The 14923-nt window shown below is 60.1% G+C and carries 11 protein-coding genes, 1 tRNA gene, 2 pseudogenes and 1 riboswitch; of the genes and pseudogenes, 5 read left to right on the forward strand and 9 right to left on the reverse strand.

The window, feature by feature from the left end:
* Window positions 1-6: 6 nt before the first annotated feature.
* Window positions 7-963: a LysR substrate-binding domain-containing protein gene (locus ACSQ20_RS05520; RefSeq protein ID WP_436018170.1), complete on the reverse strand. Its 957-nt coding sequence runs from the start codon at window positions 961-963 to the stop codon at window positions 7-9.
* Window positions 964-1061: 98 nt separating this feature from the next.
* Between ACSQ20_RS05520 and pcaH the strand changes: the two genes are divergently transcribed.
* Together pcaH and pcaG are read left to right on the forward strand one after the other, a co-directional pair.
* Window positions 1062-1814 carry a protocatechuate 3,4-dioxygenase subunit beta gene (gene pcaH / locus ACSQ20_RS05525; protein WP_436018171.1) on the forward strand — a complete coding sequence of 251 codons (753 nt, stop codon included), beginning with the start codon at window positions 1062-1064 and terminating at the stop codon, window positions 1812-1814.
* Window positions 1811-2461 carry a protocatechuate 3,4-dioxygenase subunit alpha gene (pcaG, locus tag ACSQ20_RS05530; protein ID WP_436018172.1) on the forward strand — a complete coding sequence of 217 codons (651 nt, stop codon included), beginning with the start codon at window positions 1811-1813 and terminating at the stop codon, window positions 2459-2461. Before pcaH ends, pcaG begins: the two co-directional genes overlap by 4 nt.
* Window positions 2462-2794: 333 nt before the next feature.
* On the opposite strand, the gene ACSQ20_RS05535 is transcribed toward pcaG, so the two are convergent.
* Both ACSQ20_RS05535 and ACSQ20_RS05540 read right to left on the reverse strand, forming a co-directional pair.
* Window positions 2795-3421 (reverse strand): flagellar biosynthesis sigma factor, encoded by a 627-nt coding sequence (locus tag ACSQ20_RS05535; protein WP_436018173.1) that lies wholly within the window; start codon window positions 3419-3421, stop codon window positions 2795-2797.
* Window positions 3422-3423: 2 nt separating this feature from the next.
* Window positions 3424-4637 (reverse strand): annotated as a pseudogene (locus tag ACSQ20_RS05540) (DUF2515 family protein).
* Window positions 4638-4786: 149 nt separating this feature from the next.
* On the opposite strand from ACSQ20_RS05540, the pseudogene ACSQ20_RS05545 reads away from it, so the two are divergent.
* A pseudogene (locus tag ACSQ20_RS05545) lies at window positions 4787-5559 on the forward strand (transposase); the annotation flags it as partial.
* 274 nt (window positions 5560-5833) lie between these two features.
* On the opposite strand, the gene ACSQ20_RS05550 reads toward ACSQ20_RS05545, so the two are convergent.
* The 5 genes from ACSQ20_RS05550 to pepN form a co-directional block, all read right to left on the reverse strand.
* The gene (locus tag ACSQ20_RS05550) at window positions 5834-6157 is read right to left on the reverse strand and encodes a hypothetical protein (RefSeq protein ID WP_436018174.1); all 324 of its coding nucleotides are present in this window, start codon (window positions 6155-6157) and stop codon (window positions 5834-5836) included.
* A 124-nt stretch (window positions 6158-6281) separates the two neighbouring features.
* The gene (locus ACSQ20_RS05555) at window positions 6282-6683 is read right to left on the reverse strand and encodes a DUF3800 domain-containing protein (protein WP_436018175.1); all 402 of its coding nucleotides are present in this window, start codon (window positions 6681-6683) and stop codon (window positions 6282-6284) included.
* 998 nt (window positions 6684-7681) lie between these two features.
* A tRNA-Thr gene (locus ACSQ20_RS05560) sits at window positions 7682-7757 on the reverse strand.
* 54 nt (window positions 7758-7811) lie between these two features.
* A complete protein-coding gene (locus tag ACSQ20_RS05565; RefSeq protein WP_436018176.1) occupies window positions 7812-8828 on the reverse strand; it encodes a class 1 fructose-bisphosphatase in 1017 nt (338 codons plus the stop codon).
* Window positions 8829-9034: 206 nt separating this feature from the next.
* On the reverse strand, window positions 9035-11725 hold the full coding sequence (gene pepN / locus ACSQ20_RS05570; protein ID WP_436018177.1) for an aminopeptidase N: 2691 nt from the start codon (window positions 11723-11725) through the stop codon (window positions 9035-9037).
* Between the two features lie 192 nt (window positions 11726-11917).
* Here pepN and ACSQ20_RS05575 point away from each other — a divergent pair, with 192 nt between their 5' ends.
* Entirely contained in the window at window positions 11918-12589 is a 672-nt protein-coding gene (locus tag ACSQ20_RS05575; RefSeq protein ID WP_436018178.1) for a DUF4136 domain-containing protein, read from the forward strand.
* 13 nt (window positions 12590-12602) lie between these two features.
* Here the strand turns inward: ACSQ20_RS05575 and ACSQ20_RS05580 are convergent, their stop codons facing one another.
* Entirely contained in the window at window positions 12603-13172 is a 570-nt protein-coding gene (locus tag ACSQ20_RS05580) for a TMEM165/GDT1 family protein (protein ID WP_436018179.1), read from the reverse strand.
* An 18-nt stretch (window positions 13173-13190) separates the two neighbouring features.
* Window positions 13191-13364, reverse strand: a riboswitch (yybP-ykoY riboswitch).
* Window positions 13365-13550: 186 nt separating this feature from the next.
* Between ACSQ20_RS05580 and ACSQ20_RS05585 the strand changes: the two genes are divergently transcribed.
* Complete coding sequence (locus tag ACSQ20_RS05585; RefSeq protein WP_436018180.1) at window positions 13551-14915, forward strand: sensor domain-containing diguanylate cyclase; 1365 nt, start codon at window positions 13551-13553, stop codon at window positions 14913-14915.
* The last annotated feature ends 8 nt before the right edge of the window (window positions 14916-14923 follow it).

The raw sequence follows: 14923 nt of genomic DNA on the forward strand, positions 1-14923 counted from the left end.
CAGGGACTATGCTCCGGTCGCGCGCTTGCCGCGCGTGCGCGGCTTCTCGTGTGCGAGCGTTCTGAGGATTTCCGCGAGCGTCTGCGCGAGTTCGCTGGTGTCGCCGGCGCTGCGCCAGATGATGCCCACGGGTTCCTCGGCGCCTCTCATCGGCAGATCAAGCGCGCAAAGTAGGCGCGTCTCGATATCGTCGCGTGCGGCGCGTTCGGGCGTAATCCATACGGCGTCGGATCGACGCGCCAGTAGCCGCGCGACCGATACCGACAAGGTTTCGACGCACGCGGACGGCACGCGCAGCGCATGCGCGTCGAAGTAGGCATCGGTGTTGAGCCGTGGCACGGTGCCGGCCGGCGCCACGATCAGCGGATAGGCCAGCACCGCCGGCAGCGAGACCGTGCCGGCCGCCAATAGCGGATGACGCGGGCGCACGGCCATCACGAGCGGCTCGGCGTAGAGCAATTCGAACGAAAGCCCTTGCATGGCGGACGGTTCGGCCATGCGTCCGATCACGAAATCGAGCTCGCCGCTTTTTAGCGCTGAAAGCAGCACGGCGTTGGTCGCTGTTCTCAATCTCACGCCGGCATGAGGGCGAAGCGCGCGCAGCCGCACCAGCGCGTCGGGAACGAGGCCGCTCGCGACCGTCGGCAGCGCGCCGATCTCGAGCGGCGCAGGCGACGGCGTTGCCTCGCCGCTCAACGCGGCACCTGCTGACTCCAATGCGTGCTCGATGTCGATCGCATAACGCAGGAAATGTTCGCCGGCAGCGGTGAGCCGCGCCCCGTGCCGGCCCCGCTCGACAAGCTCGACACCGGCGAGCGACTCGAGCTCGACCAACGTCTTCGAAACGGCCGGCTGGCTCAGATGAAGCTGCTCGGCGGCGCGGCCGAGGCTGCGCTCCTGTGCGATGGCAAGAAAGCAGTGAATGTGGCGCAGGCGGAGGCGAGAACGAAGAGCGGTTTCCATTCCTTTAGGTTATGGAATTGACGAAAACAAGTCAATTTACCGAAAGCTTTCGGCAATCTAGAGTCACGGCTATGCGAACGAATCTGAAGGAGACGCGGATGCAGACATTGGCTGCCGGACACGCCAGCGCTTACGGTGAATTTGCCCAACGGGATACGGAACAGCATCCGCCGGCTTTGACGCCCGGCTACAAGACGAGCGTGTTGAGATCGCCGCGTAACGCTTTGATTTCGACGCGCAATACGCTATCGGAGACGACCGCACCCGTATTCAGCCCGGACGAGTTGGGGCCGCTCGACAACGATCTCATCATGAATTTTGCCAAAGAAGGGTTGCCGATCGGCGAGCGCATCATCGTGCACGGTTATGTTCGCGATGAGTTCGGTCGTCCCGTCGAGCATGCGCTCGTCGAAGTTTGGCAAGCGAATGCGGGTGGTCGCTATCGGCACAAGAACGACAAGTACCTTGCGCCGATCGATCCGAATTTCGGCGGCTGCGGGCGAATGCTCACCGATGCAAACGGCTATTACGTCTATCGGACGATCAAGCCGGGCGCTTATCCGTGGCGCAACCGGATTAACGATTGGCGCCCGTCGCATATTCATTACTCGTTAAGTGGCGACGGTTGGGCCCAGCGGCTCATCACGCAGATGTATTTCGAGGGGGACCCGCTGATCGCGCAATGCCCGATTTTGAAGACGATCCCGAGCGAAGAGCAGATCCGCGGGCTGATCGCATTGCAAGATTCGGCCAATCACATCCCGCTCGACAGCCGTTGCTATCGCTTCGACATTACGTTGCGCGGGCGTCGCGCGACGCATTTCGAACAGTCAGTGCCGAGAGCGAAATGATGACGCTTGCACCGTTTTCGCCGATACGTTGGAACGAGACCGCATCGCAGACGGGCGGTCCGTACGTGCACATCGGCCTTGCTCCGAAGCAAGCCGGTTTCGATATCTTCGAGAACAACTTCGGTAACGTGCTTGTGTCCGATCAAACGCTCGGCGAGCGCATCGATATCGAAGGGCGCGTCTACGATGGCTCCGGGTCGCTCGTGCGCGATGCGCTGACCGAAATCTGGCAAGCCAATGCCGAAGGGCGATATGCGCATCCCGGCGACCGGCAGGGCAAGGCGCTCGATCCGTCGTTTCGGGGATGGGGGCGCACAGGCACCGATTTCGAGACGGGGGTGTATCGTTTCGAGACGATCAAGCCTGGGCCGGTGGCCGCACACAACGGCGCGTTGCAGGCGCCGCATATTTGTGTCGTGCTGTTCGCGCGCGGTATCAATATGGGCTTGCACACTCGCCTGTATTTCAGCGATGAGGTCGACGCCAATCTGAACGACCCAGTGCTTGCCGGCATCGAATGGGCTGTGCGGCGCGATACGCTTGTTGCGCGACGCAGCGAGCGCGAGGGCAGGGCCGTTTATACCTTCGATGTGCGGCTGCAGGACACGCCGGACGGTGGCCGTGAGACTGTATTTTTCGATATCTGAACGTCTACGCGTTCAAAGGCCAAAAGCCCAGGCGCAATTGACTGGGCTTTTTGCTTGATTCTTTTTGGTGCGGAAAGGGGAATCGAACCCCCGACCTTCGCATTACGAATTCTTGATAACCACCACAGCGCGCGGTTATACACCGCCGCCCACCGCAGAGCACACCTATACGCGCCTTGTTTGGAAGGGGAAAACGCGGCGCGGCAGCAGTCCAGCGCACCGCACTCTTAAAGAATCATCCTGCGCGGTAATGCCGCCACGCGATAACACTGAGCGATGCGATATCGCCGCAATGCACACACCAGTGACACAAGGCCGAGACAGTAGGACGCATTAGCTACCAGGACTGTCCTCCATCAGGGGAGGGCCGCTTAATTCCAGCGTAATCAGGTAGCGCTCGTCGTTTGGGTGGTTCTCGTGGATGAAACGGCGAACGTCGAGGGCGACCTGATATTTGCCTGCGGCCTGCCAGAAGGTCTGTGGATCGTCGCCGCGCCGTATGCTCTCCAACATTGTCGGCACGCTTGTGATTGGTGGAAAACGATGAGCGCGTATCGAATGCCAGCCGCGTCGCCGTAACTGTTCCTGCAAATCCTCAACAATGGCCATTGCCTGATCGAGCGGCAGGGTTGCAATTTGCGGTGACAAGGTTGCCGATTCGACCTTTCCAAACTTGTCCGTTCCGACATATAGGAATTTCGCCGGGGGCGTGACGAAGCCATATTCTGGATCCGTGAAACGCAATCTGGCTGGACGAGTTACGAATCCTCCCCACAATATTCCAGGCTCGGCAGCAGGCAAGGTCGAGCGGGATTGCTTGCGTACCTGCTCATAGAGTTCGCCAAGGGTCAGCGCGACTTCATCAAAGGGCATTGCAACCGTGTAAATGCCCCATGCGACTGCGCAGCCGATCAATACACCTACGAGATACCCGAACCGCCTTATATTTCGACGCGGCATGGCTACCTCGGATGCGCGATAAGGAATATGGAATTTTCAACCGAGTGTTTTTCGATCGGGTCGCGCAGCAGTTCATCGAACCGCTGTGCCGCGCGCATCACGAACGCCATCCGTTGATTTGGGTCCGCCAGATTAGCCAGGGGCTGCTTGCTGAATATTTCGTACTTGGCATTGGCACCCGTGACCGTGCACTGATTAACGAGCGCCAACTGGATTTCCCGCGCCGATCCGGTTGGGATATTCAGCGCCCAGGCGAACTGGTTGGCCCGCATCAACAGGGCAAACGCCGTACCGTCGTACATGGCTGGTTGCAGGATATTGAGTTGTTCGTGTTCGGCCAAAAATTTGACACCTCCAGCCGCGTCCCCTGCGTCAATTGCCTCGAACGCGCGCACGACACGGGGCTGCACAGCACCGAACGGAACGGCCACACGACCGAGCCGCGCAGCGCCTGGCGTTCCGGCAAACACCGTTTGAAACGCGGCAGTCCAAACTTCTTGTAAAACATGTGCAACGGCCACACGTCGAGAAACAATGCAGTATTGCCCTTCGCCAGCATCTCGTAGACCTTGCGTGCGCCTTCGCCGGATGCCTGATCCGGCATCGGCATACGCGGCGACGCATAGGGCGACAGGCGTTCAAGCGGCGAACTGTTTTTGTCCCATTGCTGGTAGGCATTGCGTTGCTGATTCGACTTGCCGATCATCTCTGCGGCGTTGAGCGGGCCACAGCCGACCTGTTTGGATGCAAATGCAGCGAGTCCGGCCCACTGGAACCGGCGATCGTCCAGCCACAATTGCGCGTAGGCCGCGTTGATACTTCGACTGCGGGCAACCGGATCACCCGCCGATACGATCGCCTCGGCCTTCTTCTGATAGAAGCGCCAGCAGTCGATACAGTCCTGCTTGTTGTCTTCGGCTCGCTTTTTCGCGGCGGCCTCTTCCTCTTTCCAGTTCGGGTAACAGATTGGACACCTTGGGTTATCGCACTTTTGCATAAATCTTCTCGTTGTTATCGGCTTCGTTTTCATCACGTACCGCAACGTTCGTTTGTGGCGCACGCTCACATATAAGGTTGACCGCATCGAGCATCGCGCATCGAGCGGCCATTCTCGGCGCGGGGTGAACCTAGCAGATTGCCGGACGCTCATGTTTCTGAGATATTTGCCACCGACAAAAAACCGCCCCTCGGTAAGGTCGGCTTTCTCGTGCCGCATTGACAATCCGCAACAACGAGCGGGACGGCGGCGGGCTTATCCGGGTTCGGCTGGCCGTTTCTGTGCCGGGGCGATGCGGTAGTCGCCCCGTTAATTAACGGATGTTCGAAGTAGAATTTTCTAGCAGCAGAACCTACAGGAAATTTTGCATGAAGACGTCCAGATTCACGGAAAGCCAGATCCTCGCGATCTTGAAGCAGGCGGAAGCGGGAGCCCCCGTGCCGGAGTTGTGTCGCGAGCACGGCATGAGCAGCGCGAGCTTCTACAAATAGCGCTCGAAATACGGCGGCATGGACGCGGCGCTGATGACGCGGATGAAGGAGCTTGAGACGGAGAACGCGAGGCTCAAGAAGATGTACGCCGAAGAGCGGCTGAAGGCCGAGGTGGTGCGTGAGGCGCTTGAAAAAAAGTGGTGAGGCCATCCCGCCGACGCGAGATGGACATGCGTGCAGTCAAGGAGCGCGCGATGAGCGCACGGGCGGCCTGTGAGGCGTTTGGCGTGAGCCAAACCTGCTATCGGTACCGGGCTAAACGCTGTGCAGAAAACGAAGTCATCGCACAGTGGCTCGTGACGTTCACACACAACCAGCGCAACTGGGGTTTCGGGCTGTGCTTCTTGTACCTGCGCAACGTCAAGGGCTTCGCCTGGAATCACAGGCGTGTTTACCGTATCTATCGCGAGCTGGAACTGAATCTGCGCATCAAGCCGCGCAAACGGCTAGTACGTGAGCAACCGGAACCGCTAGCCGTGCCCCTGGCGCTGAACGAATGCTGGTCGATGGACGTTATGCATGATCAGCTCGCCGACGGTCGTAGCATCAGGCTGTTTAACGTCATCGACGACTTTAACCGCGAGGGCCTGTGCATCGAAGTGGACTTCTCGTTGCCGGCGCTACGCGTTATCCGGCGTAGCGAGCGGCTCGAAATTGCAGTCCCTCCCCGCCTGCGGGCGTTGTCTGGGGGTGGTTTACAATGCACTGTGCCTCTTGGCGGCCCAGCGCGTGGAGTGTGGAGTTTCCGGGCGGTTCCATGCCCTCACAAACTGTGCGATTTGATGCAGGGCGATGCGCGCTGTGGCAGTTTCGTAATATACTAGGTGTTGTTGCAGGCGAGCGCGGAGCTTGTAGAGGTCGTCGCAAGACGGCAGCCCGAATGGGTGGGATCCTCGAATCCGGGGCCTGCAACAGTACTTCCTCTCAGTTGGCAACCACTGCCAACACCCGGTTCTTCTCCTCCGTATCGGCACACCAAAACTTCAGTCCGTAGCCGTCGGCAGTTCCGCGATTCCGATAAATATTGCGCGCCAACAGCCGCAGGTAGCCATCTTCTGTTTCTCCGTACACCGAGCGGTGTACCGAATAGAAAGCTCCTGTGGCGACCGCGTCTGCGATTTGAAGTCCGGCTAGTTGGTCATGCGAGACCGCACGGACTGCATCAGGATCGACACTCTCCCAATGAATCCGCACTTCCGGCAGGTTTCGCAGGCGCCGCAAGTACTCGCGGAGATCCTCGTACGACATCGCTGATCGATTCGAGAAGATCAATTCTGCTAGGCCGTTGCCCAAGTCCCCTGGCCGATAATAGTCGCGGCAGAGCCAGCTTACGCGTTTGAGCAGCAACCTGGTATAGCGAGAACTTCTCCTTCTAAAATGCTTCGGGATCCGCGATCGACGGCTTATGCACGAGGATGTGGATATGCCGGAGCGGCGATTCACCGATCCGGCGAACAAACGGCACCCGTTGCTCATGCTTGAGATGCCGGAAGTGCAGCGCGTGCTTCGGTTCCTTCTTCAAAAGGACGCGCACATCTTTCGCCAACTGCACAAGTTGGAGATCTCGCTCCTTTCTGATCACGACCGCCGAGAGCACGAACCATCTCGAACTTCCTTGTTCGTCGGGCAGGAATTTAAACCCCTCGTCTCCAGACTCATCGATATAGACACGGAAGCTGCTCGACATGTGGCGGATCTTGGAACGCTGAAAGAGGGATATCAGGACGGCGATCGTGCGGCGGGGCGTATGGCGCGCAACTGCCTGCTGCCGCATGCAATAGCGCGGTGCGAGCTTTCTGCAGGTCTGCTTCGAAACTACCGAATATAGCAACTTGCTCAAGCGGAGAAAGCCGGCCAAAGGCGGATGCGACATTCTCTACGGACAAGAGGCTAGCTAGGGCGCTGAGACGGTCGATGCTGACCATTGCGACGTCAAGTTGGTGTCGGAAAACTTCGGAATCTGCGGCGGGGTAGTGCATTGCGCGCGCTCCTTGTGCGGGTTCGACAACCCGGACCTCAATGCCAAATGAGGTGGCCGGGCACAGGACAGGGTTGGCATACCGGCGCACAAGGAACCGGCGAGCCCGAAGGCTCCCCCGTCAAGGCCCGACCATTGGAGGCGCATGACGCGTAGGCGAAAAGCCGCCGATTTCCGACGATCGCCTACGTTGTGCGGTTTCCGGATGCCAATCCAGGTGTTCGCTGTTTGGAACACGCCGCAATGATACGGAGGCGGATGTCGGCACTCAAACTATGTCCGTATTATCAGACTTGTCTGAGTTCGTCGACGATGCGGGGCCTCGCATGCCCCACGTTCTGGGACGACCACCGCAAATGGTAACTCGCGTAACGAGGCCCTTTCGCGACGCCTAGCTCGTTGAATTGACGATGATGTCCTGTTACGGGAGGGCAGTCACGACAGGTAACTAAAACGGTAACGCTTATGCAACTCTTTGATTTGAAGGAAAAAAGGGTGTCAATAAGGTTGCTGAAATAGAAGGTGACGAGTGACTTGTCTGTTACCGCTTTGTGACCGGCTTGAAAACGGGCGATCCGTTAAGCCAGGGAGTCTGTGAGATAGGCGCGTCGTTGCATTACTCCCGTTACCTCTTTCCGCGGGCCGCATTTTTTTGGCTTCGAAATTCTTTCGCTATTGTCGGCGTTTGCCTGCGTTCTCCAACGTCGCGACGGGCAGGGCATCCCGCCACTACGCCAGATTTACGCCAAATGAAAAGGCCCAGCTTTGCGGGCTGGGCCTTTCACTGGAATTCTTGGTGCCGGAAAGAGGAATCGAACCCCCGACCTTCGCATTACGAATGCGCTGCTCTACCGTCTGAGCTATTCCGGCATCAGGGAAACGCGATTATAGAGACATCTTGAAGAAGATGGCAAGGCCCCAAGCTCAAATTTCTTCTTTGCCGTGGTAGCGGCTCACATGCTCGACTTCGTTCTTCGAGCCGAGGAACACCGCCACGCGCTCATGCAGGCTTGTCGGCTGAATGTCGAGAATGCGCTGATGTCCGTTTGTCGCGGCGCCGCCGGCCTGTTCGACGATGAACGACATCGGATTCGCCTCATACATCAGCCGCAGCTTGCCCGGCTTATCCGGTGTGCGCTTATCGGCTGGATACATGAAGATGCCGCCGCGATGCAAGATGCGATGCACGTCGGCCACCATCGATGCAACCCAGCGCATATTGAAATCCGCTTGGCGCGGCCCCGTCGTGCCGGCCAGCAGCTCGTCGACGTAGCGCTCGACGGGCGGGTACCAGTGGCGCGCGTTCGACGCGTTGATCGCAAACTCGCGCGTGTCTTCGGGAATGCGCAAATTCGGGTGCGTCAATACCCAAGAACCGAGCTCGCGATCGAGCGTGAAGCCGTTGACACCATTGCCGGTGGTCAGCACGAGCACGGTTTGCGGCCCGTACACGGCATAGCCCGCTGCCACCTGCCGGTTGCCCGGCTGAAGGAACGATTCCTCGGTGGCTTCTTCCGCGTTCGGACAGCGCAGTACCGAGAAGATCGTGCCGATCGAAACGTTCACGTCGATGTTGGACGAGCCATCGAGCGGATCGAAGACGAGCAGATACTGGCCACGCGGGTAGTTCGCTGGAATCGGAAACAGCGTTTCCATTTCCTCCGACGCCATAGCCGCTAAATTGCCGCCCCATTCGTTGGCATCGAGCAGAATCTCGTTCGACAGGATATCGAGCTTTTTCTGCACTTCGCCCTGAACGTTCTCGCTGCCGGCAGTACCAAGCGCTTCACCCAGCGCGCCCTTGCTGACGTGATGGCTGATGAGCTTGCACGCGCGCGCGACAACTTCGATCAAAAGACGCAGATCGGCCGGCAAGTTGTTGGTTTCGCGCTGCTGCTCGATCAGATATTTCGTTAGGGTGGTGCGTCGCTGGAGAGACATTGCATGCTCCGAAAGCCGTGGGATTGCCGTGAATTTTACCCGCTCGGGCGCGCTCGCCTCCGAGTTTTTGTTTGGCCGGGCGCACACAAAGCCTGCGCAAGCGCGTGCCTCAGTGGCGTTTCGGGCGGTACCGGTTGTCCGAACAACCGGCAAGGGCGAAAAAAGCCGGCACCCGGTGCCGGCTGCAATTGAGGGCAGGGCGCCAGTCAGGCCAACGCTTTCTCGACGATTTCACGAACGTCGCGCGACGATGCTCGGGACGCCACCTGAGCGAGCGCTTCATGCATGCGCTCGCGCAGCGCCGGTGTATAGCGGCGCCACAATTCGAGCGCGCGCGCAAGCCGAGCGGCCACCTGCGGGTTGAGGGCATCGAGTGCAAGCACCTGTTCGGCCCAGAATGCGTAACCCGAGCCATCCGCTGCGTGGAACTGCGCCGGATTACCCGAGCAGAAGCTGAAAATCAGCGAGCGTGCGCGGTTCGGATTGCGCAGCGTGAAGGCGGGGTGTGCCATCAGTTGGCGTACGACCGGCAGGATCGGCCGCGCGGCGCTGCCTCGTTGCGTCGCTTGCATGGCGAACCACTTGTCGATGACGAGCGGCTCGCGCTCGAAGCGACGATAGAAGTCATCGAGCGCGCGTTCGGCCACCGCGCTGCCTGCCGTTGCTGAAGCGGCAAGCAGTGCCGTCAGTGCTGCGGCGCGATCGGTCATGTTGTTGGCCGCGTCGTATTGCGTATTCGCAAGTGCCACGCCTTCGGACGGATCGTCGAGTTCAGCGAGGTACGCGAGCGCGAGATTCCTCAGCGCGCGATGTCCAGCGGCTTCGGCGGAGGGCTGATACGGCCCCTGCGTTGCGTGCCGCTCGTAGAGCGTCAACCACTCCTGGCGCATCGCGGTGGCGAGCCGCTTGCGAACGAACTGCCGTGCGATGTGCACAGCGGCCGGATCGGCATGCGTCATTTGCTCGGCCAGATAGGACTCGGAAGGCAGCACGAGCGCAAGCTCGCGAAACGCCGGCGACAGCGTTTTGTCTGTCAGTACGCGTGCGAAGGCGGCCATGACTGAATCGTCGAGCGACAGCGTCTGCTGTGAAGCCGCGGGCTCCGTCAGCGCCAGCAACTCGCGTGTGGCGAGCCGCTGGCCTGCCTCCCATCGGTTGAACGGATCGCTGTCGTGCGCGAGCAGGAACGCGAGTTCGTCGTTCGTGTAGTCGTACTCGACGACAACGGGCGCGGAAAAATTGCGTAGCAGCGACGGCAGCGGCGGCGCTTCAATGCCCTCGAACGTAAATGTCTGCTCGGCCTCGGTAAGCTCGAGCACGCGTGTGGTGGGACCTGTCGCCGCCTCGCCGGCGAGGCGCAGCGGCAAATCGGCTCCGTCACGGCCAATGAGGCCCACGGCGAACGGAATCAGCAGCGGGCCTTTTTGCGTTTCAGACGTTTCGGGCGCCGCATCGGCGTACCGTTGCGAAAGCGTCAGCGTCACGCGTTTGCTATCGGCGTCGTAGGCGCAGCGCGCAGCGACGCGCGGCGTGCCGGCTTGGCTGTACCAGCGTTCGAACTGGGCGAGATCTCGTCCGTTCGCATCCGCCAGTGCATGGCGGAAATCGTCGCAGGTGACGGCCTGCCCGTCATGCCGTTTGAAGTACAGATCCATGCCGCGACGAAAACCTTCGCGGCCGAATAGCGTTTGATACATCCGCACGACCTCGGCGCCTTTTTCATAGACGGTCATCGTGTAGAAGTTGTTGATCTCGACATAGCTTTCGGGCCGCACCGGATGCGCCATCGGGCCCGCATCTTCGGCGAACTGCATCTGTCTGAGCACACGCACGTCCTCGATTCGCTTGACCGCGCGCGCCGTGTCGTCGGTGGCTCCCCCTTGCATATCGGCTGAGAACTCCTGGTCGCGAAACACCGTGAGCCCTTCTTTGAGACTCAACTGGAACCAGTCGCGGCAAGTCACGCGGTTGCCGGTCCAATTATGGAAGTATTCATGGCCGACCACTGCTTCGATGTTCGCGAAATCTGTATCGGTTGCCGTTTCGGGGTTGGCCAGCACGTACTTCGTATTGAAGATATTGAGCCCCTTGTTCTCCATCGCCCCCATGTTGAAGTCGCTGACGGCGACGATCATGAAACGGTCGAGATCGAGTTCGAGGCCGAAACGCCGCTCGTCCCAGCGGATCGCGTGGATCAGGGAATCCATCGCGTGGCGCGTCTTGTCGAGGTCATGCGGCTCCACCCACACTTGCAACAGTTTCTCTTTGCCCGAGCCCGTGCGAATGCGCTCCTCGAGCGCGACGAGCTGGCCCGCCACGAGCGCGAACAAATAGCTCGGTTTCTTGAATGGGTCCACCCACGTTGCAAAGTGACGGCCATCCGGGAGGTCGCCTTGCTCGACCAGATTGCCGTTCGATAGCAGCACTGGATACTCGCTTTTATCGGCACGCAGTGTCACGGCATAGGTGGCCATGACGTCGGGCCGGTCGAGAAAGTACGTGATGCGTCGGAATCCCTCGGCCTCGCATTGCGTGAAGAAGTTTCCGCTGGAGACGTAAAGGCCCGAGAGCGTGGTATTGAGCGCCGGGTTGCTCGCGCTCACGATCTCGAGCTCGAAAACCTCGGGCAACTGTTCGAGAACGAGACCGTGCTCGTGGACGCGGTGCGCCGCATGCGGTATGCCATCGAGCGCCACGGAGACGAGTTCGAGCGCTTCGCCCATCAATTCGAGGCGGCTAGCCGGCACGGCATCGGCGTTGCGCCGCACGTGCATGGTGCTTTTCACGACCGTGCGAGCAGGGGCGAGATCGAATTCGAGCGCGACCGATTCGATCAGGAAGGCGGGCGGCGTGTAGTCGGCCCGGTGAATCACAGCAGAAGTGGCGGTATCGGACATGGCGGATCGTGGAAGTGGACGGTGTCGGCTCGCGTATCGGGCGGCGAGTGCGTCGTTCATTGTACAAAGCCGGCGAGTATTGCGCCGTGTCCCGTTGCACGGCGTTGGCTATTCGACCATCGCGAGCAGGCGTATCATCGCCGAGCGGGCCGCAGGCTGCGGCCCGCTGATTGACGAAAGGATGAGGAATACATGAAGTCGACGTGGGAATGGCTGCGAACGCCGGTGCTCGCTGTATGCGTGATGGCGATGTCGGGTTGCACGACGTATGTGGCGACACAAGTGACGGCTTTTTCGGCGTGGAGCGGCAGCGATGCAACACGTACTTATGCATTCGAGCGCTCGCCCGCGCAGCAAAACAGCATCGAACAGTCCACCTACGAGCAGCTCGTGGCCAACGAGCTCGACCTTCACGCGTTCAGGCGCGCGTCGAACACCGCCGCGCGTTATCTGGTCGGCTTGAGTTACTCGATTCAGAGCGACACGATGACGGTCACGCAACCGGTGTTCTATGGCAACCCGTGGCCCGGTCCGTATTGGCGCCCGATGGGCCCGTTCGGGCCTGGGCCGTTCGGCCCGTTCCCGGCCGGCTATACGAGTCAGACGTTTCCGGTTTTCACGCATACGCTTGCCATTCGGATGACCGAGCGGGCGTCGGGTAAGGAGGTCTATAACGTCACGGCGCGCAATACGGACGAAGAGTCGTCGCTTGTGCGCGCGATGCCTTACCTCGTGCGCAGCGCACTAGCGGACTTTCCGCTCGGCAACGGTGTAGTGCGTACCGTTCGGATTCCGCTCGACAAGCGTGGCGGCGCCGCGTCGAATGAGGTCCCGGTCGCGCCGCCTGCGGCATCTTCGCAATAGCGGGAGCTGTCGGTCAGACGCCGCGCACGAACGCGAGCGCGCCGAGCGCCACGAAAAGCATCGCGGCGATGATATGCACGGTCCGGGTCGGCAGCCGGTGTGCGAAGCGCTCGCCCAGCAAGATCACCGGGACATTCGCGATCATCATGCCGAGCGTGGTGCCGATCACCACGCCAACGAAATCATGAAAGCGGGCGGCTAACGCAACGGTGGCAAGCTGCGTCTTGTCGCCCATCTCCGCAAGGAAAAATGTGACGACGGTGGCGCTGAATACGCCAAGCCGGCCGCGCGTGACGTTCGCTTCGTTTGCATCGAGTTTGTCCGGCACGAGCACCCATATCGCCATGCCGATAAACGAGACCACGAGCGCCCAACGCATGACAGTCGGCGTCACGAGCGCGCCGAGCCAGGCGCCGACGGCGCCCGCGCCCGCATGGTTGGCCAGCGTGGCGACCAGCACGCCGAGCATGATCGGATACGGCTTGCGGTAGCGGGCGGCAAGCACGAGCGAAAGCAATTGTGTCTTGTCGCCTATTTCGGCGAGCGCGACCGCGCCGGTCGAAATCAGGAAGGCTTGATTCACGTTGACGATATTCCCCGGGCCGAGACAGGTGCGAGCGATGACCCGCAACCACGCCGGGCCCTTGAACGGCGCGCGTGCGGATCATCGGTCTCGCCAGGCCAGAGGCTGCGTTCGCCATGGCCGCATGGCCAAGTGTGTTGACGAACGCCCCCGCCGAGTGCGGCGGGGCGGCTACTCCCCAATGAGGGGCGGATTTTAGCATAGTCGAATCGCAACGCGCCGCCGATCGGGCGTTCGACATTGCGTTCGGGATCGTCCACAATCGCCGATATCGGGCGTGTCGCCATACGATAAACGGTGCGGCACTCTCGCCGCTAATGGCTAGTACATTGATACCGGAAGTTCCGAAGAACGACAAAAATCAAATCGGTGAATCGGATGGAAAGCTTCCTCACGCAACACGCGACGCGCAAACAAACCGCGTTTGCCGGCATGACAGCGCTTGCGATCCTGCTCATCTTCGTATTGGCAGCCTCGCGCGCCACGATCTCGCTGCCCGCGGTTGGCCCTTTTATGCCGATGTGTGCGCTGACGGTATTCACCACCGCCGCTATCGCTGCTTTCCTGCTCGGCGCGCAATTTACGGCGACTCGACAACCGGTCCTGGGTGCGCTCGGTGGCGCGTATGCCTTCACGGCTTTAGCCGTGGCCTTGCAGCTATTGATGTTTCCGGGCGTTTTCACACCGACCGGCCTGTTAGGCGCCGGCCCGCATAGTTCCGGCTGGATGTGGATTTTCTGGCACGGCGGCTTTCCGTTTTTCGTGATGCTGGCCGTTTTGATGCGCTATCGATTCGCCCAAGTGCGAATTCGAAGAACAGATGTCCGGTTGTGGACATGGTTACTAATCGGCGGGCCCATTGCCATTGGCGCGGCGCTGTGCCTATTTGCCATTTACGCCAGCCTGCCTCCGGCTTTCGGTCCGTCAAATAAGCTTGGCCACTTTCCAAGTGGCACGACGGCCCAAGTCACGTGCTTACTCAATATCACTGCAATTGTCATTGTGCTTTTGACTGGCCGCCTGCGCGGCGTGCTCGATCAATGGCTTTTGATTGCGGTACTCGCGTGCTTCGTCGATACCGCTCTGAATTTTCTGAGTGCCGGACGATTTACGGTAGGGTGGTATATCGCTCGGGTATTCAGCATGTTTACGCCGGCCGTATTGGTCTGCTTGCTGGTATGGGAAGTCAGTATGCTTTATCGAAAACTGCTCGATGCGCATGCGTCTTTGCTACAAACGTCCGTTCATGATGGATTGACGGGCGTCTATAACCGCACGTATTTCAACGAGCAATACCGCAAGGAATTCGAGTTCGCCAAACGCACGCGCGCGCCGCTATCGGTGATCCTCGTCGACGTCGATTATTTCAAGCAATACAACGACGCCTTTGGACATCTCAAAGGAGACCAATGTCTGGCCGCTGTCGCGAGTGCGCTCGCTGGTGTCATTCGGCGCCCGACAGATTTCGTCGCTCGCTACGGCGGAGAGGAGTTCGTCATCGTCTTGCCCGACACGGATCTGCGGAGCGCGGCCGACATTGCGACGCAAGCACGCGAGGCGGTGATGCGGCTGCGTCTGGATGCCCCGACGCCCGTCGGACGTGTCACCATCAGCGCCGGGTGTGCGGCTATTGCCCGAAGCCGCCCGCTATCGGCCGACGAACTTGTTGGCGCTGCCGATGCGGCGATGTATCGGGCAAAAACCGCAGGGCGCAATCGCGTCGAGTTCGCCGAGGCGGATTGACGAGCAAG

It is taken from the genome of Trinickia sp. LjRoot230, from assembly GCF_964253315.1.
GTDB lineage: Bacteria > Pseudomonadota > Gammaproteobacteria > Burkholderiales > Burkholderiaceae > Trinickia.

Bases quoted from the DNA above. Each gene is read 5' to 3' on its own strand.
- ACSQ20_RS05520 (WP_436018170.1), bottom strand. From the start codon at position 963: ATGGAAACCGCTCTTCGTTCTCGCCTCCGCCTGCGCCACATTCACTGC.
- pcaH (WP_436018171.1), top strand. From the start codon at position 1,062: ATGCAGACATTGGCTGCCGGACACGCCAGCGCTTACGGTGAATTTGCC.
- pcaG (WP_436018172.1), top strand. From the start codon at position 1,811: ATGATGACGCTTGCACCGTTTTCGCCGATACGTTGGAACGAGACCGCA.
- ACSQ20_RS05535 (WP_436018173.1), bottom strand. From the start codon at position 3,421: ATGCCGCGTCGAAATATAAGGCGGTTCGGGTATCTCGTAGGTGTATTG.
- ACSQ20_RS05550 (WP_436018174.1), bottom strand. From the start codon at position 6,157: ATGTCGTACGAGGATCTCCGCGAGTACTTGCGGCGCCTGCGAAACCTG.
- ACSQ20_RS05555 (WP_436018175.1), bottom strand. From the start codon at position 6,683: ATGCGGCAGCAGGCAGTTGCGCGCCATACGCCCCGCCGCACGATCGCC.
- ACSQ20_RS05565 (WP_436018176.1), bottom strand. From the start codon at position 8,828: ATGTCTCTCCAGCGACGCACCACCCTAACGAAATATCTGATCGAGCAG.
- pepN (WP_436018177.1), bottom strand. From the start codon at position 11,725: ATGTCCGATACCGCCACTTCTGCTGTGATTCACCGGGCCGACTACACG.
- ACSQ20_RS05575 (WP_436018178.1), top strand. From the start codon at position 11,918: ATGAAGTCGACGTGGGAATGGCTGCGAACGCCGGTGCTCGCTGTATGC.
- ACSQ20_RS05585 (WP_436018180.1), top strand. From the start codon at position 13,551: ATGGAAAGCTTCCTCACGCAACACGCGACGCGCAAACAAACCGCGTTT.